18 protein-coding genes are annotated in these 18,720 nt (G+C 66.3%); 15 read left to right on the top strand and 3 right to left on the bottom strand.

Annotation, left to right across the window (positions count from 1 at the left end; translation table 11 throughout):
* The 7 genes from QCE62_RS09815 (at nucleotide 1) to ftsB (ending at nucleotide 9,249) form a co-directional block, all read left to right on the top strand.
* Nucleotides 1-789: a TatD family hydrolase gene (locus QCE62_RS09815; protein WP_309917104.1), complete on the top strand. Its 789-nt coding sequence runs from the start codon at nucleotides 1-3 to the stop codon at nucleotides 787-789.
* 58 nt (nucleotides 790-847) lie between these two features.
* Complete coding sequence (locus QCE62_RS09810; RefSeq protein WP_309919764.1) at nucleotides 848-3,355, top strand: ComEC/Rec2 family competence protein; 2,508 nt, start codon at nucleotides 848-850, stop codon at nucleotides 3,353-3,355.
* Nucleotides 3,356-3,420: 65 nt separating this feature from the next.
* Nucleotides 3,421-4,242 carry an alpha/beta hydrolase gene (locus tag QCE62_RS09805; RefSeq protein ID WP_309917102.1) on the top strand — a complete coding sequence of 274 codons (822 nt, stop codon included), beginning with the start codon at nucleotides 3,421-3,423 and terminating at the stop codon, nucleotides 4,240-4,242.
* A 173-nt stretch (nucleotides 4,243-4,415) separates the two neighbouring features.
* Complete coding sequence (locus QCE62_RS09800) at nucleotides 4,416-6,104, top strand: CTP synthase (protein ID WP_309917099.1); 1,689 nt, start codon at nucleotides 4,416-4,418, stop codon at nucleotides 6,102-6,104.
* Nucleotides 6,101-6,955, top strand: a complete 855-nt coding sequence (gene kdsA / locus QCE62_RS09795; RefSeq protein ID WP_309917097.1) for a 3-deoxy-8-phosphooctulonate synthase — start codon at nucleotides 6,101-6,103, stop codon at nucleotides 6,953-6,955. Before QCE62_RS09800 ends, kdsA begins: the two co-directional genes overlap by 4 nt.
* Nucleotides 6,956-7,397: 442 nt before the next feature.
* Nucleotides 7,398-8,681: a phosphopyruvate hydratase gene (eno, locus tag QCE62_RS09790; protein WP_309917094.1), complete on the top strand. Its 1,284-nt coding sequence runs from the start codon at nucleotides 7,398-7,400 to the stop codon at nucleotides 8,679-8,681.
* 106 nt (nucleotides 8,682-8,787) lie between these two features.
* Entirely contained in the window at nucleotides 8,788-9,249 is a 462-nt protein-coding gene (ftsB, locus tag QCE62_RS09785; protein ID WP_309917091.1) for a cell division protein FtsB, read from the top strand.
* Between the two features lie 93 nt (nucleotides 9,250-9,342).
* On the opposite strand, the gene QCE62_RS09780 is transcribed toward ftsB, so the two are convergent.
* The 3 genes from QCE62_RS09780 to QCE62_RS09770 form a co-directional block, all read right to left on the bottom strand.
* Nucleotides 9,343-9,711 carry a hypothetical protein gene (locus tag QCE62_RS09780; RefSeq protein ID WP_309917089.1) on the bottom strand — a complete coding sequence of 123 codons (369 nt, stop codon included), beginning with the start codon at nucleotides 9,709-9,711 and terminating at the stop codon, nucleotides 9,343-9,345.
* A 112-nt stretch (nucleotides 9,712-9,823) separates the two neighbouring features.
* Nucleotides 9,824-10,774, bottom strand: a complete 951-nt coding sequence (hslO, locus tag QCE62_RS09775; protein WP_309808840.1) for an Hsp33 family molecular chaperone HslO — start codon at nucleotides 10,772-10,774, stop codon at nucleotides 9,824-9,826.
* A gap of 42 nt (nucleotides 10,775-10,816) precedes the next feature.
* Nucleotides 10,817-11,341 (bottom strand): gamma carbonic anhydrase family protein, encoded by a 525-nt coding sequence (locus tag QCE62_RS09770; RefSeq protein WP_309808838.1) that lies wholly within the window; start codon nucleotides 11,339-11,341, stop codon nucleotides 10,817-10,819.
* Nucleotides 11,342-11,554: 213 nt separating this feature from the next.
* Here QCE62_RS09770 and QCE62_RS09765 point away from each other — a divergent pair, with 213 nt between their 5' ends.
* The 8 genes from QCE62_RS09765 (at nucleotide 11,555) to dapA (ending at nucleotide 18,633) form a co-directional block, all read left to right on the top strand.
* Nucleotides 11,555-12,397 carry a ferritin-like domain-containing protein gene (locus tag QCE62_RS09765; RefSeq protein WP_309917086.1) on the top strand — a complete coding sequence of 281 codons (843 nt, stop codon included), beginning with the start codon at nucleotides 11,555-11,557 and terminating at the stop codon, nucleotides 12,395-12,397.
* A 40-nt stretch (nucleotides 12,398-12,437) separates the two neighbouring features.
* Nucleotides 12,438-13,322, top strand: a complete 885-nt coding sequence (locus tag QCE62_RS09760; protein ID WP_309917084.1) for an alpha/beta hydrolase — start codon at nucleotides 12,438-12,440, stop codon at nucleotides 13,320-13,322.
* Between the two features lie 84 nt (nucleotides 13,323-13,406).
* Nucleotides 13,407-14,237, top strand: coding sequence for a 3',5'-nucleoside bisphosphate phosphatase (locus QCE62_RS09755; protein WP_309808832.1), 831 nt, complete (start codon nucleotides 13,407-13,409; stop codon nucleotides 14,235-14,237).
* 189 nt (nucleotides 14,238-14,426) lie between these two features.
* Nucleotides 14,427-15,056: an L-threonylcarbamoyladenylate synthase gene (locus QCE62_RS09750; RefSeq protein ID WP_309808829.1), complete on the top strand. Its 630-nt coding sequence runs from the start codon at nucleotides 14,427-14,429 to the stop codon at nucleotides 15,054-15,056.
* Nucleotides 15,057-15,198: 142 nt separating this feature from the next.
* Nucleotides 15,199-15,864: a site-2 protease family protein gene (locus QCE62_RS09745; RefSeq protein WP_309808827.1), complete on the top strand. Its 666-nt coding sequence runs from the start codon at nucleotides 15,199-15,201 to the stop codon at nucleotides 15,862-15,864.
* 4 nt (nucleotides 15,865-15,868) lie between these two features.
* The gene (locus tag QCE62_RS09740) at nucleotides 15,869-17,071 is read left to right on the top strand and encodes a tryptophan--tRNA ligase (RefSeq protein WP_309808826.1); all 1,203 of its coding nucleotides are present in this window, start codon (nucleotides 15,869-15,871) and stop codon (nucleotides 17,069-17,071) included.
* Nucleotides 17,071-17,643 carry a class I SAM-dependent methyltransferase gene (locus QCE62_RS09735; RefSeq protein WP_309917082.1) on the top strand — a complete coding sequence of 191 codons (573 nt, stop codon included), beginning with the start codon at nucleotides 17,071-17,073 and terminating at the stop codon, nucleotides 17,641-17,643. The genes QCE62_RS09740 and QCE62_RS09735 overlap by 1 nt, the downstream gene beginning before the upstream one ends.
* Nucleotides 17,644-17,706: 63 nt before the next feature.
* Nucleotides 17,707-18,633: a 4-hydroxy-tetrahydrodipicolinate synthase gene (gene dapA / locus QCE62_RS09730; RefSeq protein ID WP_309917078.1), complete on the top strand. Its 927-nt coding sequence runs from the start codon at nucleotides 17,707-17,709 to the stop codon at nucleotides 18,631-18,633.
* Nucleotides 18,634-18,720 lie beyond the last annotated feature (87 nt).

Below are 18,720 nucleotides of genomic sequence, written 5' to 3'. Positions count from 1 at the left end.
ATGTGGATCGATACGCACTGTCATCTCGATGCCGGCGAATTCGACGCCGATCGTGACGCCGTCGCCGGGGCCGCGCACGCGGCAAAGGTCGCGCGCATCGTGATTCCGGGCGTGGGGCGCTTCAACTTCGACGCGGTGCGCGAGCTGGCGCATCGGATCGCGGGCGGGGCGTATGCGCTCGGCATTCATCCGCTGTACACGCCCGGCGCCACCGACGACGACCTGCGCGTGCTGCGCGAACAAATCGCGGCGAGCATGGACGATCCGCGCTTCGTGGGTATCGGCGAAATCGGGCTCGACTACTTCGTGCCGACGCTCGACGATGCCCGCCAGCAGTTCTTCTTCCACGCCCAACTGAAGCTGGCGCACGAGTTCGGCCTGCCGGTGATCTGCCACGTGCGCAAGTCGCAGGACAAGGTGCTGAAAGGCCTGCGCGTGCACGACATTCATCAGGGCATCGCGCATGCGTTCAACGGCAGTTTCCAGCAGGCGGAGGCGTTCATCGCGCAGGGCATGCGGCTCGGTTTCGGCGGCAACCTGACGTTCGAGCGCGCGCTGCAGATCCGGCGGCTCGCCACCGATCTGCCGCTCGACGCGATCGTGCTCGAAACCGACGCGCCCGACATCGCGCCCGCATGGCGCTACAAGCAGCGCAACACGCCGGATCAGGTGGCGCGCATCGCGCAGGTGCTGGCGCAGCTGCGCGGCATCGATGAAACCACGCTTTCCCTAGGCACAACGGCCAGCGCACACGCGGCGCTGCCACGGCTCGCGCTCGCTTCCTCATAATCGTTTCGTCGGATGCAAGGTGGTTTGCGTTCGCGACGGCAATGAGGACGAGGAAGCGGTGCGGGCGATTCTGCTGGGATATGCGTTGGGCATCGGATGGCTTCAGCAGCAGGCGCACTTGCCGGGCGGCTTCGGGTGGCTCGTTTGCTGTGCCGGCTTCTTGGTGGCAATCGGACTGGGCATCGCGAAGCCGCGGCTGCGCGTGGCGAGCTTCACGATTGCTGCTTGCATCGCGGGCTTTGCGTTTGCGGCATGGCGGGCCGAAGTGCGCTTGCAGCGGCAGTTGCCGCTTGCTTACGAGCAAAGGGATATCGAACTGAGCGGCTTCGTGCGCGGCATGCCCGACCCACGCGCCGACGGCACGCGTTTGCTCTTCGAAATCGAATCGAATGGCGCGCGGCTCGAGGACTTTCCACGCGTCGTGCGCTTGCTGTGGATGCCGAAGGAGGGCGCGCTGCTGCCAACCTTGTACGCGGGTGAGCGCTGGCGCCTGACCGTGCGCCTGAAGCGTCCGCACACTGAGGCGAACTTCGCGCTTCGGGATGGCGAAGCGAGCTTGCTGGAACGCAATATCCGCGCGACGGGCGTCATCTCTGCCACGCCCGCGCCGCAGCGTTTGAAGCCGGACGCCAGCGGGCCGCTGCTTGCGCTCGACCGCTTGCGTACACGGTTGCGTGAGCGCATCGACAGCGTGCTTGACGATGCGCCGCATCGCGGCATCGTCGTCGCGCTGGCGGTCGGCGCACAGAACGCCGTCAGCGAGGAGGACTGGCGCGTGATGCGCGCCACCGGCACGAGTCATCTAGTCGCGATCTCCGGCTTGCACATCGGCTTCGTTGCGGGACTGGCGGGTCTGCTGTGCGGCTTCGTCTGGAAGCGCGTGAGGCTGCGCGGCGTCCCGGCGCCGTTGATCGCAGCGGCTCCGAAGGCGGCAATGCTTGGCGCAGTCGCGTGCGCCGCGTTTTATGCCGCGCTGGCCGGCTTCAACGTGCCCGCGCAACGCGCGCTGTGGATGCTGCTGATCGCCGCCTGTGCGCTGTTCAGCGGGCGGCGGCCGGCGTCGTCACTGGTGCTGCTTTGGGCGCTCGCATGCGTGCTGACCGCCGATCCTTGGGCGGTGACGTCGCCGGGGTTCTGGCTGTCGTTCGGGGCCGTGGGCGCGATACTGTTCGCGCTCGCTTCGGCGGGCCGCGCCGCCTCCCGGCGGATGACGCCGGATGACGACGACATCGACCAATGGGACCGCGTCGATCCGAGCGAAGTGGGCCAGCGGCCCGCGCCGTCTCCCGGCGCGCGGCGCACCGTCGCACGCGTGCTCCACTTCATGCGCCGCTGCGCGCGCCGCGTGCGGGAGCGGATGGCGGCCGGCGTGCGCGTTCAGTACGCGGTGACACTCGCGCTCGCGCCGCTCACCGTCTGGTGGTTCTCACAGATCCCCTTGCTTGGACCGCTCGCGAACATCTTCGCCATCCCATGGATCAGCGTGCTCGTCACGCCCGCGACGCTCGCCGGCCTGCTGCTGCCCGCGCCCTTCGACGCGCCCTTGCTGCATATGGCACACGCCGCGCTCACCGTGCTGTGCGACCTGCTGGCGCGCCTCGCCGCCGCAGCGCCCGCGTCGCTCTGGCAGTTGCCCCGGCCGGAGCCGTTCGCGCTGGCGGCGGCGTGCATCGGCGTTCTATGGGCATTGGCGCCGCAGGGCTGGCCGCTGCGCTGGGCCGCACCGCTGACCTGGCTGCCGCTGCTCGCGCCCGCGCCGCATCCGGCGCCGCCGGGCGCGTTCCGCGTGACCGCGCTGGATATCGGCCAAGGCTCGGCGCTCGTCATCGAAACCGCGCATCATGCGCTGCTGTTCGACGCCGGCCCCGGTCCGGAATCGACCCATGCGGGCGAGCGCATCGTCGCGCCGTATTTGCTCGCCACCGGCGTAACTACGCTCGATGCGCTCGTCATCAGTCATTCCGATTCGGATCACGCGGGCGGCGCGCCCGCCGTGCTGCGGACGGTCGCCGTGCGGCAACTGCTCGCCTCGCTGCCCGCGCAGGACGCGCTCTGGGCATCCGCCCGCGCGCGCGGCATCGAGACGCTGCGCTGCGCGGCGGGCCAGCGCTGGCAATGGGACGGCGTCGGATTCCGCGTGCTGTGGCCGGAGCCCGCGCCGCTCACGGGCAAGCCGAACCGGCAATCGTGCGTGCTCAAGGTGACGAGCGCGGCGGGGCGGGCGGCGCTCTTCACGGCGGACATCGAGGCCGACGTCGAACGCGAGCTGCTCTCGCGCGCCCGCGACGTCCTGCGCGCCGACCTGCTGATCGCACCGCATCACGGCAGCCGCACGTCGTCGACCGAGCCTTTCCTCGATGCCGTCGAGCCGCGCGCCGCGCTATTTCAGGTAGGCTATCGCAACCGTTTTCATCACCCGAATGCCAGCGTGTTCGCGCGCTACGGCCTGCGCGCCATGCCGCTGTCACGCAGCGACGAAGACGGCGCGGCGCGCGTCGAGATCGGCGCGGATCTCGTGCTCGAACGCTTCAGACAGACGCACGCCCGCTACTGGATGGGGCGCTGATCAGAACAAGAGCAGACAGAAGAAGATCAACAGAACAAGCGCAACGGCAACGGAGGCGTGCACGCGTGAAAGACATCATCCAGTTTTCGCATGCGAACGGCTTTCCCGCATCGACCTATCGCACGATGTTCGCCGAACTGGCCGACGAATTCGAGATTCGCGGCATCGAATGCATTGGTCACGATCCGCGCTTTCCGGTCACGCAGGACTGGCCGCATCTGGCGGAGCAGCTCATCGACGACATGAACCGCCAGCGCGGCAGCACCGACGGCGAACCCGCGAAGGTCTGGCTCGTCGGGCATTCGCTGGGCGGCTATCTCTCGCTGCTGGCGGCGCTGAAGCGGCCGAACTGGGTGAAGGGCGTCGTGATGCTCGATTCGCCGGTGATCGCGGGCTGGAAGAGCGGTTTGTTGCGCATCACGCAGTGGACCGGACTGGACGAGCGGCTGTCGCCCGCCGCCGCCACGCGCAAGCGGCGCACGCACTGGGCAAGCCGCGACGAGGCATGGCGGCATTTCCACGCCAAGCCCGCCTTCGCGCGCTGGGACGAGCGCATGCTGGCCGACTACATCGACCGCGGCATGCGTGAAGCGCACCCTGAAGGCGGACGCACGCTGGCGTTCGACCGGCAGGTCGAATATCTGATCTATCGCACCTTGCCGCACACGCTCGGCGCGCGGCTCGCGCACGGCGCGCCGGTGCCGGCGGGCTTCATCGCGGGGACGCGTTCGCGCGAGGTGCGCCACGTGGGGCTCGGCATGACGCGGCGGATCGTCGGCGAGCGGCTCGAATGGCTGGACGGCAGCCATCTGTTTCCGATGGAACGCCCGATCGATACCGCGCGCGCCGTGCAGCGCATGATCACGGCGATGCGCGCCGGCGTCTGACGCGACGCCCGACAGGGCATGAAAAAGGGCACGAGGCGCACGTGCCGCGCGGCGAAATGATCCCGGGTCAGGCCGGTGAAAACGCGCGCATTCTGAGCCCCTCCAGCGTCCAGGCACGCTTCGTGGGGCGCGGCCTTTACGGTATAATCCGTTTTTCCCGCGAGCATCTAGCGATGACCAAATATGTATTCGTCACCGGCGGCGTAGTGTCTTCCCTCGGCAAGGGTATTGCCGCCGCCTCCCTCGCCGCGATCCTCGAATCGCGCGGTCTGAAAGTCACCCTCCTCAAGCTCGATCCCTACATCAACGTCGACCCCGGCACGATGTCCCCGTTTCAGCACGGCGAAGTGTTCGTGACGGAAGACGGCGCGGAAACCGATCTCGACCTCGGCCACTACGAGCGCTTCATCAGCACGAAGATGCGCAAGGCCAACAATTTCACCACCGGCCAGATCTACGAATCGGTGATCCGCAAGGAACGCCGCGGCGAGTACCTCGGCAAGACGGTGCAGGTCATTCCGCACATCACCAACGAAATCCAGGCGTTCGTCGAGCGCGGCGCGGCGGCGGCCACCTGCGGCCAGCCGGATGTCGCGATCGTCGAGATCGGCGGCACGGTGGGCGACATCGAATCGCTGCCGTTCCTCGAAGCCGCGCGCCAGATGAGCCTGCGCATGGGCCGCAACAGCGCGTGCTTCGTGCACCTGACGCTCGTGCCGTTCATCGCCACCGCGGGCGAACTGAAGACCAAGCCCACGCAGCACAGCGTGCAGAAGCTGCGCGAGATCGGTATCTATCCGAACGTGCTGCTGTGCCGCGCCGACCGCCCGATTCCCGACGACGAGCGCTCGAAGATCTCGATGTTCTCGAACGTGCCGGAAGACGCGGTGATCTCCGTATGGGACGCGGACAGCATCTACAAGATTCCGCAGATGCTCAACGACCAGCATCTCGACGACATCATCTGCGAGGAGCTCAAGCTCGCGCCGCCGCCGGCGGATCTCGCGATGTGGGCGGACCTCGTGCAGAAGCTCGAGCATCCGAAGAGCGAAGTGACCATCGGCATGGTCGGCAAGTATGTCGAGCTCACGGAGTCGTACAAGTCGCTGATCGAGGCGCTGCGCCACGCGGCCATCCATACGTCGACCAAGGTCAACATCGAATACATCGATTCCGAGCAGATCGACGCCGAAGGCACGGACGCCCTCAAGCATCTCGACGCCGTGCTGGTGCCGGGCGGCTTCGGCCGGCGCGGTACGGAAGGCAAGATCAAGGCCATCCGCTACGCACGCGAATCGAAGACGCCGTATCTCGGCATCTGTCTCGGCATGCAGCTCGCGGTCATCGAGTTCGCGCGCGACGTCGCCGGTCTCGCGGACGCGAACTCCACCGAGTTCGATCAGGACACGAAGAACCCGGTCGTCGCGCTCATCACCGAGTGGTACGACCGCGCGGGCCGCGTCGAGAAGCGCAGCGAGGAATCGGATCTGGGCGGCACCATGCGCCTCGGTTCGCAGAAGTGCCCGATCAAGCCGGGCACCATGGCCGAGCGCATCTACGGCACGGATGTGAACGAGCGTCATCGTCACCGTTATGAAGTCAATAACCGTTTCGTGCCCCAGCTCGAAGCAGGCGGGCTTATCATCAGCGCCCGTACCCCGAGCGAAGACCTGCCCGAAATGATGGAACTGCCGCAAGCGCTGCATCCGTGGTTTGTCGGCGTGCAGTTCCACCCCGAGTTCACCTCGACGCCGCGCGACGGGCATCCGCTCTTCAAGGCGTTCGTCGACGCCGCGCGCGCGCATGCGCAAGGCGCGGGCGCGACGTCGCAGGCCAAGGCCACCGCTGGAGCGCAAGCATGAAGCTGTGTCACTTCGAAGCCGGTCTCGACCAGCCGTTCTTCCTGATCGCGGGAACCTGCGTGGTCGAGTCGGAGCAGATGACCATCGACGTCGCCGGACGGCTGAAGGAAATCACCGCGAAGCTCGGCATCCCGTTCATCTACAAGTCGTCGTTCGACAAGGCGAACCGCAGCTCGGGCAAGTCGTATCGCGGTCCGGGCATGGACGAAGGCCTGCGCATCCTGGGCGAAGTGAAGAAGCAACTGGGCGTGCCCGTCTTGACCGACGTGCATGCCGAAGAGGAAATCGAAGCCGTGGCGTCGGTCGTGGACGTACTGCAGACGCCCGCGTTCCTGTGCCGCCAGACGGACTTCATCCACGCGTGCGCGCGTTCGGGCAAGCCGGTCAACATCAAGAAAGGCCAGTTTCTCGCACCGCACGACATGAAGAACGTGATCGACAAGGCACGTGACGCCGCGCGTGAAGCGGGCTTGTCGGAAGACCGCTTCATGGCGTGCGAGCGCGGCGTGTCGTTCGGCTATAACAACCTCGTCTCCGACATGCGCTCGCTCGCGATCATGCGCGAGACGAATGCACCGGTCGTGTTCGACGCCACCCACTCGGTGCAGTTGCCGGGCGGGCAGGGCACCAGTTCCGGCGGCCAGCGCGAGTTCGTGCCGGTGCTGGCGCGCGCGGCCATCGCCACGGGTGTCGCGGGCGTGTTCATGGAGACGCATCCGGACCCGGCCTGCGCGAAGTCGGACGGTCCGAACGCGGTGCCGCTGCATCGCATGGAAGCGCTGCTGGAAACGCTCATCACGATCGATCGCGCCGTCAAGAGCGGCCCGTTCCTCGAAAGTGATTTCAACTGAAACTGAGCGGCAACCGCCATTGCAGTTTCGCGGTGAAGAAGTACGATAGCGGGCGCCCGTGTCGGCGCCCGCATGCAGAGCAGCGGTCACGTGACGTGGCCGTGCAGGAGGAGCGGGCCGTGCCTGATGTGTTCGAAGGCATGGCCGTCATGACGAACCTGAAGCCGAACTTGAAGCCGAACTTGCAGCATTCAGCGGTCACGCAGGCAGTATCGTGACCGCATGTGCCGGTCCCGCATCAGCCTGACGGATTCAGTTCACCGCAGCGTCGGCCGCGCTTGTGACGAGCTTGTTACGCGTCGCGCAACGCTGCCGCGCCACTGAATCAGGGGTCGTGCATAAAGGGTCCGGGCGAAGCGCAGCAGGCGCGAGCGCCACGGCCAGTCCGGCCGCGCCGCGTCGTAACGCCTGACAGAATTCATCGTCATTTCTTGAGGAAACCATGAGTGCTATCGTAGATATCATCGGCCGCGAGATTCTCGATTCGCGAGGCAATCCGACCGTCGAATGCGACGTGTTGCTCGAATCGGGCACGATGGGCCGCGCCGCGGTGCCGTCGGGTGCGTCCACCGGTTCGCGCGAAGCCATCGAACTGCGCGACGACGAAGCCGGCCGCTACAACGGCAAGGGCGTGCTGAAAGCCGTCGAACACATCAACACCGAGATTTCCGAAGCCATCATGGGCCTCGACGCCTCGGAACAAGCCTTCCTCGACAAGACCCTGCTCGAACTCGACGGCACGGACAACAAGTCGCGTCTCGGCGCGAACGCGATGCTGGCCGTGTCGATGGCCGTCGCAAAGGCCGCCGCTGAAGAAGCCGGCCTGCCGCTGTACCGCTATTTCGGTGGCTCGGGCGCCATGCAGCTGCCGGTGCCGATGATGAACATCGTCAACGGCGGCGCGCACGCCAACAACAGCCTGGACATCCAGGAATTCATGATCGTGCCGGTGAGCCAGCCGACCTTCCGCGAAGCGCTGCGCTGCGGCGCCGAAGTGTTCCACGCGCTGAAGAAGATCCTGGCCGAGCGCGGCATGAGCACCGCCGTGGGCGACGAAGGCGGCTTCGCGCCGAACTTCGGCAGCAATGACGAGTGCCTCTCGACGATCCTGCAAGCCATCGAGAAGGCGGGTTATCGCGCCGGTGAAGACGTGCTGCTCGCGCTCGACTGCGCGGCGAGCGAGTTCTATCACGACGGCAAGTACCAGCTCGCGGGCGAAGGCCTGCAACTGTCGTCGAGCGAGTTCGCCGACTACCTCGCCACGCTGGCCGACAAGTTCCCGATCGTCTCGATCGAGGACGGCATGCACGAAGGCGACTGGGAAGGCTGGCGGATCCTGACGGAAAAGCTCGGCAAGAAGATCCAGCTGGTCGGCGACGATCTCTTCGTGACCAACACGCGCATCCTGAAGGAAGGCATCGAGAAGGGCATCGCCAACTCGATCCTCATCAAGATCAACCAGATTGGCACGCTGACGGAAACCTTCGCGGCCATCGAAATGGCCAAGCGCGCGGGCTACACGGCCGTCATTTCGCATCGTTCGGGCGAGACGGAAGATTCGACCATCGCGGACATCGCGGTGGGCCTGAACGCCGGCCAGATCAAGACCGGCTCGCTGTCGCGCAGCGACCGCATCTCGAAGTACAACCAGCTGCTGCGCATCGAGGAAGATCTCGGCGATATCGCGAGCTACCCGGGCAAGTCGGCGTTCTACAACCTGCGCTAAAGCTTTCGCCGCTTTAGTCGATAAGGGTTCGTCAGTCTTATTTCCAGCCCGTCGCCCTCGGCCTTTCGTCTTTTGCCGCCGGGCGACGCTTCTTTCGGCTACTTGAATGCGGCTCGTCACTGTCGTTCTGATTCTGTTGCTGGCGCTGATCCAGTACCCGCTTTGGTGGGGCCACGGCGGCTGGCTGCGCGTGCATGAACTGCAGCAGCAGCTTGGGCAGCAGACGGACAAGAACGCCAATCTGCGCCTGCGCAACGAGCGGGTGCAGGGCGAGGTTCAGGATCTGCAGAACGGCACGTCGGCGGTCGAGGAACGTGCGCGCTACGAGATGGGCATGGTGAAGGACAGCGAGGTCTTCGTGCAGTTCGTCTCGCCGAACTCTACCGCGCCCGTCAACTCGGCCAACGTGCCGGGCATGAGCGGGTCGACGCGTGGTCAGGTGTCGTCGGCGCCGTTGCGCGTCGTGCCGAATCCGGTGTCGCGCTCGAAGCAGGAGCTGCGCGATCTCGACCGCAAGGCGCAGAAGGACAAGGCGGCTGAAGCGAAGAAGAAGGGCGGCGCGCAGTAGCACTGCGGCGCGGTTCAGACAGGCGAAAAAAATGGCGCGGTCACTTCGAGTGACCGCGCCATTTTTGTTTTCAGGAGCCGTGGGTTGCCGCGCTCACCACCAGGTGCCGATACCCACGCCCGTGCCCCAGTACGGTCCGCCCCAGCCGCCGCTCGAATAGCCGCCGTACACCGAAACTGGCGCGGGCGCCGGTGCGTAGAACTGCGACATCGTCCGCGCGGCTTCGCTGGCCGTGGCGGCCTGCTGCGATTCGTTGAGCGCCTGTTTGTCGATGGCGTTGTAGCGCGCCATCTGCTGCTGCGGCGTCAGCGCCTGTTGCGGCGCGGGCGCGGTATCGGGCAGACGGCTATAGATGGGTGACGGGCCGGGCGGTTCCATCGCGCAGCCCGCGACGAGCGCGAACCCCGCGACAAGTGCGAACGACCCCGTCAGCCGTTTACAGTCGGGCAGTGCGGTTTTCATCTTGCGACCTCCAGCGGGCCGGACATCTGAACGGAAAATCAAACTGAAGCTGCGGCGGGCTTTCCGTGAACCGCACCGCAAGCGACGCTCTCAAGCCTTGTTGCGCCGACGCTCAATGACGCCGGTCCGACGCCGGGCTCACGCCTTGTGAGAGCTCTTTAGCGACGAAAAGTTGCGCGACGTCCACCGGGTCGAAGTCATAGCGCTGGTTGCAGAACTCGCAGTGCACCTCGACGCCGCCGCGCTCTTCAATGACGCTGTCCACTTCCTCACGGCCCAGCATCTTCAGCATGCCGCCCACTTTCTCGCGCGAGCAGCTGCACTGGAAGCGCGCCGGCGCGGGATCGAAATGCTGGACGTTCTCCTGCCAGAAAAGCCGCTTGAACACGGTGTCCGGCTCTTCCTTCAGCAGTTCCTCGTTGGACAGCGTGCTGCCGAGATGGCAGACGCGCTGCCACGTATCGGCGTCGTGCTCGCCCGGATGCGGAACGATGCCGCCGTCGCCGGGCAGCTTCTGCAGCAGCATGCCGACCGCGCGATCGGTATCGGCGGCGAGCCACAGGCGCGTGTCGAGCTGCTCGGAGTGGTGCATGTAGTGTTCGAGCACCTCGGCCATCGACGCCAGCGGGCCATGCTCGCCCGACAGCGGCACGATGCCCTGGTACGGCTGCTGGCCCGGCTTCTTGTCGGACGGATCGAGCGTAATCACGCAGCGGCCGCGGCCATGCTGGTTCAGCAGCTCGCTGAGCGACATCTCGTCCTTCAGCTCGCTTTCCGCGCCGTCGGCCAGCTTGGCGGTGGCGCGCAGCGACAGGTTCGAATGGCACTGCACGACCAGCATCTTCACGGGGCCGTCGCCGTAGATCTGCATGACGAGCGTGCCGTCGAACTTGAGATTGGCCGACAGCAGCGCGCACGCCGCCATCATCTCGCCGAGCACGTTGCGCACGGCCACCGGATACTGGCGGCGCGCGAGCACTTCCTGCCACGTATGGCGCAGCGAGACGATCTCGCCGCGCACGGGCGCCGCGTTGAACATGAATTTCTGCAACTGGTCGTTCACAACTCTTCCTTGGGTGTTGAGACTGGCCCGGATGTCCGGGTCTCAGCCGATGCGCACGAGCTGCGCCTTGTAATATTCGCGCCGGTCGGCATAGCTTGCCGTGGCCCCGCGCATGCGGGCGATGTCCGCTTCGCCGATCTCCCGGATGGCCTTCGCCGGCGCGCCGAGAATCAGCATGTTGTCCGGAAAGACCTTGCCTTCGGTGACCACGGCGCCCGCGCCAACCAGACAGTTGCGGCCGATCACCGCGCCATTCAAGACCACCGCCTGAATCCCGATCAGCGAGCCTTCCTTGACCGTGCAACCATGCAGCATCGCCTGATGGCCGACGGTGACGTCGTTTTCAATCGTCAGCGGAAAACCTGGGTCCGCGTGCAGCACCGCGCCTTCCTGCACGTTGCTGCCGCGCCCGACGACGATCGGCTCGTTGTCGCCGCGCAGGGCGGCGCCGGGCCACACGCTGGCGTTTTCCGCGAGCGTCACGCGACCGATGATGGTCGCGGTGTCCGCGAGAAACACGCTTTCGTGGATGGTGGGGGCGTCGTCGCCGAGTTTGTAGATGGCCACATTGTCTCCTGAGGCGTGGATTCGTATGAATGGATGCGAACGGGGCGTGGCCGGGGGCGGGACCGGCGGCGGCGCTACAATGCGCGCCTGCCGGCACGGCGGCCGACGTCGTTGCGCGATGCGCGGGCGTGCGCCGGGATGTCCATTTTAGCCGTTTGCACTGGATGCCCGCCGATCGGGAATTTTCCGGCATCCTCTCTCCAGACCGCCACCATGCACGAGACCGCCACGCCCTCCGACACCGATGTCCGCCTGCTCGCGCTCGAGATCCTGCGCGAGCACGATCCCGCCGTGAAGGCGTCGCGCACGCGCGCGTTGTGGGACGCGGTGCGCGCGCAGGCCGCGCGGATCGATCCGGCGGGCGCTCCCGCCGATCCCGGCGATCTTCCCGGCCGTCCGGCGCGGCCCGCGCTGGTCGAGCCGTCGGCGCTGAAGCGGCGCGGCATGCAGTCGGAGGCGGGGCGCGCCGTGTTGCTGCACGCGCTGGCGCACATCGAGTTCAACGCGATCAACCTGGCCCTCGACGCCGTCTGGCGTTTCCCGGCCATGCCCGAAGATTTCTATCTCGACTGGCTCAAGGTAGCCGCCGAGGAGGCCCATCATTTCTCGCTGCTGAGCGCGCGGCTGGCCGAATTCGGCCATGCCTACGGCGATTTCCCGGCGCACGACGGCCTGTGGGACATGGCGCAGCGCACGCGCGGCGATGTGCTCGGCCGCATGGCGCTGGTGCCGCGCACGCTGGAGGCGCGCGGGCTGGACGCATCGCCGCCCATCCGCAAGCGGCTCGCGCAGGCGGGCGATCACGCGTCGGCAGCGATCCTGGACATCATCCTGCGCGATGAAATCGGCCATGTGCTGATCGGCAACCGCTGGTTCCGCTTTCTCTGCGACGCCCGGCAACTCGATCCCCACGCGACCTACGAAAGCCTCGCCGCCCGCTATCACGCGCCGCGGCTGCGCGGACCGTTCAACTTCGAGGCGCGCCGCGAAGCGGGTTTCGACGAAGCCGAACTGCGTGCGCTCTCAGGTCTCGACGACGGCCCGCCGCCGGTATAATCGAACGATCATCCTTTTTTTATCTTGAGAAGGCGGGAACATGAAGGAATCGCGCTCCGAATTCGTCGATGCGTGCGGCGTGCGTCTGCATGTGCGCCGCTGGGGTCCGCCCGACGCACCGATGCTTTTCATGCTGCACGGCTGGATGGATATCGGCGCATCGTTCCAGTTCGTCGTCGACGCGCTCCCGGGCGACTGGCAGGTGCTCGCGCCGGATGCGCGCGGCTTCGGGCTGTCGGACTGGCCCGTGGCCCGCAGCGGCGGCGGTCACTACTATTTTCCGGACTATCTCGCCGATCTCGAACGGCTGCTCGACCACTACACGCCCGACGCGCCGGCGAATCTCGTCGGTCACAGCATGGGCGCGAATCTCGCGCTGCTGTATGCGGGCGTGCGGCCGGAGCGCGTGCGGCGCGTCGTCGATCTGGAGGGCTTCGGTTTGCCGGCGGCGCGCGCGTCGCAGGCGCCCGGCCGTCTGGCGCAATGGCTCGACGACCAGCGCGCGCCGCCCACGCTGCGCAGCTACGCGAGCCTCGACGAAGTGGCCGAGCGCCTGATCCGCACCAATCCGCGCCTCGCGCCGGCTCGCGCGCGCCATCTGGCGCAGTACTGGTCGCGCGAGGAAGCGGACGGGCGGTTTCACCTGCTCGCCGATCCGGCACACAAGATGCGCGGACCGACCCTATACCGTCTGGACGAGGTCAGCGCAACGTGGGCGCGCGTGACGGCGCCGGTGCTGCACGTCGAAGCGAAGGATTCGCAGACCCTCGCGGGCTTTGCCGGCCAGACGCCCGTCGCCGAGTTCAAGCAGCGCTTCGAGGCGTTTGCCGACTGGCGCGAAGAGGTCATCGACGACGCCGGCCACATGGTCCATCACGACCAGCCGGAGCGGGTCGCGGCGCTGATCGCGGCGTTCTGTGCGTGAGGCCGCCCGCGCGTGACGAAGGGACAGCATGCCCGGGCTGTCATGCCATTAAACTAGAATGTCAGTGAACCGCGAGAACCGATGATGAACGCCGATCTGCATTGCCACTCCACCGTGTCCGACGGCCAGTTCGCGCCCGCCGAGGTCGCGGCGCGGGCGCATGCGAACGGCGTGACGCTGTGGTCGCTGACGGATCACGATCAACTGGGCGGGCAGCGGGAAGCACGCGCGGCGGCCGAGGCGCTCGGCATGGGCTATCTGGCGGGCGTCGAGATCTCGGTGACGTGGGCGGCGCGGACGGTGCATATCGTCGGCATGAATGTCGATGCCGAAAACGAGGCGCTGCAACGCGGCCTCGAATGCACGCGCAACGGCCGGGCGGCGCGCGGCGAAGCGATCGGCGAGGCGCTGGCGGCCATCGGCATTCCGGACTGCCTGAAAGGCGCGCTGCGCTATACCGACGACCCGGACATGATCTCGCGCACGCACTTCGCGCGCTATCTGGTCGATGCCGGCTACGCGCAATCCACGTCCGAAGTGTTTTCGCGCTATCTCGGCGACGGCAAGCCGGGCTTCGTCGAGCATCGCTGGGCGAAGCTGGCCGACGCCGTGAAGTGGATCCGGGAAGCGGGCGGCGAGCCGGTCATCGCGCATCCCGGCCGCTACGATTTCACGCCAGTGGAATTCGCCGCGCTGTTCGACGAGTTCATCCAGCTGGGCGGCCGCGCCATCGAAGTCGTGACTGGCAGTCACACGCCGGATCAATATCGCGAGTACGCTGACGTCGCGCGGCGCTATGGCTTCGAGGCATCGCGCGGGTCCGACTTTCACGGCGCGGGCGAAGGCCGTGTCGATCTCGGCCGGCTGCCGCCGCTGCCCGACGACCTCACGCCTGTCTGGGAGCGCTGGCTGTAACGCTCCTTCGCGCGCTGCTCCTGTTCCGCGCGCATGGTCCTTGCATTGATTGACTTGTTCCCGCACGCAGTCCGCGTATCGGCTCGCCCAGGCGCGAGCTGCACCTGCGCCGCTGCCGTGCGCGCCCAGGCCACGCGCCAGCGCAAACGCATACGCATACGCAAACGATCGAAACAACAAGGCGTCGTCATGTCCCAATTCTTTCGCATTCATCCGGACAATCCGCAGCCGCGGCTCATCAACCAGGCCGTGCAGATCATCAAGGACGGCGGGCTCGTCGCCTTGCCGACGGATTCGAGCTACGCGCTCGCCTGCCATCTCGACGACAAGGACGCCGTCGAGCGCCTGCGACGGATTCGCGGCATCGACGACAAGCAACTGCTGTCGCTGCTCGTGCGCGACCTGTCCGAGCTGTCCAATTTCGCCCAGGTCGACAACCGGCAATACCGTCTTATCAAGTCGGTGACGCCGGGGCCCTATGTGTTCGTTCTGCAGGCCACCAAGGAAGTGCCGCGCCGGCTGTCGCATCCGTCGCGCAAGACCATCGGCCTGCGGGTGCCGGATCACACGATCACGCTCGATCTGCTCGAAGCGCTCGGCGAGCCGCTGCTCGCCTCCACGCTGATCCTGCCGCCCGACACCGAACCGCTCAACGATCCCGAGGAGATCCGCGAGCGTCTGGAAAAGCAGATCGAGCTGGTGATCGACGCGGGCGCGTGTCCGGCGGAGCCTTCCACGGTGATCGACCTGTCCGGGGGGGAGCCGGTGCTCGTGCGCGCGGGGAGAGGCGCCCTCGAACCGTTCGGGCTCACGGCCTAGCGCCGTGCAGTGACGCACACGAGCACAAGTCCCGCATAAGTCCCGATTAAGTCTCATGCTTCACGATGTGGCCAAGAGCGTGCGCGCGCGGCCACACAGCGCGCGCCGGAACCTGCCTGCCTGCTTGATACAATACCGCCCTATGGATTCTTCCCTGATACAGACCATCGCGGTCTACGCGCTCCCGGTGATCTTCGCGATCACGCTGCACGAGGCCGCGCACGGTTACGCCGCGCGCCTGCTCGGCGACAACACGGCCTACGTGCTCGGCCGCGTTTCCATGAATCCGATGCGCCATATCGATCCCATCGGCACGATCGTGATCCCCATCGTGCTGTATTTCGTGACGAGCGGCGCGTTCATGTTCGGCTATGCCAAACCGGTGCCGGTCGCGTTCGGCAATCTGCGCAATCCGCGCTGGGGCAGCCTCTGGGTAGCCGCCGCCGGTCCCGGCAGCAATTTCGTGCAGGCGCTCGTGTGGGGCGTGATCGCGGTGCTGCTCATGGTCTTTCACGTCGACGAACCGTTCTTCACGCGCATGGCGGCAGCCGGCGTCGGCGTGAATCTCGTGCTCGGCGTGCTCAACCTCTTTCCGCTCCCGCCGCTCGATGGCGGACGCGTGCTGATGGCGCTCCTGCCGGTGCGCGCGTCCATCGCGTTCTCGAAGCTCGAACCTTACGGTTTCTTCATCGTGATGGCGCTCGTCGTCACCGGCGTGCTGACGCGCTTCTGGCTCGGGCCGCTCGTGAGCGTCGGCTACGCGGCGGTATCGGCCATCCTGAATCCCCTCGCTTCACTCTTTCCATAACATCATGTTCCCTGACCGTATTTTCTCCGGCATGCGCCCCACTGGGTCGCTGCATCTCGGCCACTATCACGGCGTGCTGAAAAACTGGGTGCGGTTGCAGTCCGAATACCCGTGCTTCTTCGCGGTCGTGGACTGGCATGCGCTCACCACGCACTACGAGACGCCCGAGGTCATCGAGAAAAACGTCTGGGAGGTGCTGATCGACTGGCTGGCGTCAGGCATCGATCCGGCGCAGGCCACGCTGTTCATCCAGAGCCGCGTGCCCGAGCACGCCGAGCTGTCGCTGCTGCTCGGCATGGGCACGCCGCTCGGCTGGCTCGAACGCGTGCCGACCTACAAGGAGCAGATCGAGAAGCTGAAGGAAAAGGATCTCGATACCTACGGCTTCCTCGGCTATCCGGTGCTGATGGCGGCGGACATCCTGCTGTATCGCGCGTCGCTCGTGCCGGTGGGCGAGGACCAGGTGCCGCACGTCGAGATGACGCGTGAAATCGCGCGCCGCTTCAACTATCTCTACGGCCGCGAACCCGGCTTCGAAGAGAAGGCGCTGGAAGCCGCGAAGAAGCTCGGCGGCAAGCGTTCGAAGCTGTATCACGAGTTGCGCGTCGCATATCAGCAGGAAGGCGACGACGAAGCGCTCGAACAAGCGCGCGCGATGCTGCAGGAATCGCAGAGTCTTTCGATGAGCGACCGCGAGCGCCTGTTCGGCTATCTCGAAGGCTCGCGCAAGATCATCCTGGTCGAGCCGCAGGTGCTGCTGACGGAGGCGTCGCGCATGCCGGGCCTCGACGGCCAGAAGATGTCGAAGTCGTATGGCAATACCATCGGCTTGCGCGAGGACGCGGCGACCATCGAACAGAAGGTGCGCCGCATGCCGACCGACCCGGCGCGCGTGCGCCGCACCGATCCGGGCGATCCGGACAAGTGTCCGGTCTGGAAGCTGCACGAGGTCTACACCGACGAGACGGTCCACGCGTGGGTGCAGAAGGGCTGCCGCAGTGCGGGCATCGGTTGCCTGGAGTGCAAGCAGCCGGTCATCGAAGGCATCCTGCGCGAACAGCAGCCGATGCTCGAACGCGCGCAGAAATACATGGACGATCCGTCGCTGCTGCGCGCGATCGTCGCGGACGGCTGCGACAAGGCCCGCAAGTTCGCCACCGAGACGATGCGCGACGTACGCGAGGCCATGGGCCTGTCCTACAACTGATGGAGAGCGTGGCGAGCGCCTGGGTCACGCGCTGGGCGCATCTGCTCGCGGCCGGCGGCACGGTGCTCGATGTCGCCTCGGGCAGCGGGCGCCATGCGCGCTGGCTGGCGGCGCGTGGGCATCGCGTGCTGGCGGTCGATCGCGATGCGCAGGCGCTCGAGTCGATGGCGTCGGAGCGCGGCATCGAGACGTTAAGCGCCGATCTCGAGGACGGCTCGCCGTGGCCGCTTTCCGGCCGAACGTTCGATGCAGTCGTCGTCACGAACTATCTGCACCGGCCGTTGTTCGGCGCGCTGGTGGCGTCGCTTGCGCCGGGCGGCGTGCTGCTTTACGAAACGTTCGCAGCGGGCAATGCGAGCGTGGGCAAGCCGTCCAATCCGGCATTCCTGCTCGCGCCCGGTGAACTGCTCGAGGCCGTGCGCGGAAAGTTGCGCGTCATCGGTTACGAGGACGGCTTTCTCGACCAACCGCGGCCAGCGTATGTGCAGCGGATTTGCGCGGTACGCGAGGCAGATTGGCTCACGATTGGTAACACACCCCCGGGTCCGCCGCGTTACGCGTTGCACGGCTAATCCGCTACAATCGCGAGAGATCGCGTTTCGCGGCTAAATTCACGATTAAATTCATAGAGTTTCATGACAAACGGCACAAGCGGCACAAGCGGCACCAACCAGGGCGGCCTTCAGATCCGCGGCAGCATTCCTGCCATCGTTACCCCGATGCACGAGGACGGTAGTCTCGACCTGCCGGCGTTCCGAAAACTGGTGGACTGGCATGTCGAACAAGGTTCGAACGGTCTCGTCGTGGTGGGCACGAGCGGCGAATCCGCCACGCTGTCGGTCGAGGAACACATCCTGATGATCCAGACGGCCGTCGAGCATGCGGCCAAGCGGTTTCCGATCATCGCGGGCGCGGGCGGCAACTCCACCGCCGAAGCCATCGAACTCTCGAAGCACGCGAAGAAGGTCGGCGCCGACGCCACGCTGCAAGTCGTCCCGTATTACAACAAGCCGACGCAGGAAGGCATCTATCGCCATTTCAAGGCGATCGCGGAAGCCGTCGACCTGCCCGTGATCCTCTACAACGTCCCCGGCCGCACGGTCGCGGACATGAGCAACGAAACCATCCTGCGCGCGGCGCAAGTGCCGGGCATCATCGGCGTGAAGGAAGCGACGGGCAACATCGACCGCGCCGCGCAGCTGATCAAGCACGCGCCGGCGCACTTCGGCATCTACAGCGGCGACGACCCCACAGCCATCGCGCTGATGCTGCTGGGCGGCCACGGCAACATCTCGGTGACGGCCAACGTTGCGCCGAAGGCCATGAGCCAGCTGTGCCGCGCGGCGCTCGAAGGCGACGCGGTCACTGCGCGCCGCATCCACATGCAGTTGCTGTCGCTGCACAAGCAGCTCTTCTGCGAATCGAATCCGATTCCGGCCAAGTGGGCGCTCGCCGAACTGGGTCACATGCAGCATGGCATCCGTCTGCCGCTCACGCCGCTCGATGCGCGCTTCCACGACGTCGTGCGCGACGCGCTGCGCGACTCCGGGCTGCTCGGCTGATCGCAATGCGGCGGCGCGCCAGGGTCACACTCACGTGATCGCCACGCCGCCGCAGTCGATCGACATGAAGCACTGCCTCCGTCATCA

The sequence above is a fragment of the Caballeronia sp. LZ033 genome, from assembly GCF_031451265.1.
In the GTDB taxonomy this organism is placed as follows: domain Bacteria; phylum Pseudomonadota; class Gammaproteobacteria; order Burkholderiales; family Burkholderiaceae; genus Caballeronia.
The sequence above is the reverse complement of the archived record's forward strand: the minus strand, read 5'-3'. Positions and strand labels throughout refer to the sequence as shown.

Excerpts from the sequence above, each read along its gene's own strand:
- QCE62_RS09800 (WP_309917099.1), top strand. The coding sequence starts at position 4,416 with ATGACCAAATATGTATTCGTCACCGGCGGCGTAGTGTCTTCCCTCGGC.
- ftsB (WP_309917091.1), top strand. The coding sequence starts at position 8,788 with ATGCGGCTCGTCACTGTCGTTCTGATTCTGTTGCTGGCGCTGATCCAG.
- QCE62_RS09815 (WP_309917104.1), top strand. The coding sequence starts at position 1 with ATGTGGATCGATACGCACTGTCATCTCGATGCCGGCGAATTCGACGCC.
- kdsA (WP_309917097.1), top strand. The coding sequence starts at position 6,101 with ATGAAGCTGTGTCACTTCGAAGCCGGTCTCGACCAGCCGTTCTTCCTG.
- eno (WP_309917094.1), top strand. The coding sequence starts at position 7,398 with ATGAGTGCTATCGTAGATATCATCGGCCGCGAGATTCTCGATTCGCGA.
- QCE62_RS09745 (WP_309808827.1), top strand. The coding sequence starts at position 15,199 with ATGGATTCTTCCCTGATACAGACCATCGCGGTCTACGCGCTCCCGGTG.
- QCE62_RS09750 (WP_309808829.1), top strand. The coding sequence starts at position 14,427 with ATGTCCCAATTCTTTCGCATTCATCCGGACAATCCGCAGCCGCGGCTC.
- QCE62_RS09760 (WP_309917084.1), top strand. The coding sequence starts at position 12,438 with ATGAAGGAATCGCGCTCCGAATTCGTCGATGCGTGCGGCGTGCGTCTG.
- QCE62_RS09735 (WP_309917082.1), top strand. The coding sequence starts at position 17,071 with ATGGAGAGCGTGGCGAGCGCCTGGGTCACGCGCTGGGCGCATCTGCTC.
- QCE62_RS09755 (WP_309808832.1), top strand. The coding sequence starts at position 13,407 with ATGAACGCCGATCTGCATTGCCACTCCACCGTGTCCGACGGCCAGTTC.
- QCE62_RS09780 (WP_309917089.1), bottom strand. The coding sequence starts at position 9,711 with ATGAAAACCGCACTGCCCGACTGTAAACGGCTGACGGGGTCGTTCGCA.
- QCE62_RS09765 (WP_309917086.1), top strand. The coding sequence starts at position 11,555 with ATGCACGAGACCGCCACGCCCTCCGACACCGATGTCCGCCTGCTCGCG.
- dapA (WP_309917078.1), top strand. The coding sequence starts at position 17,707 with ATGACAAACGGCACAAGCGGCACAAGCGGCACCAACCAGGGCGGCCTT.
- QCE62_RS09740 (WP_309808826.1), top strand. The coding sequence starts at position 15,869 with ATGTTCCCTGACCGTATTTTCTCCGGCATGCGCCCCACTGGGTCGCTG.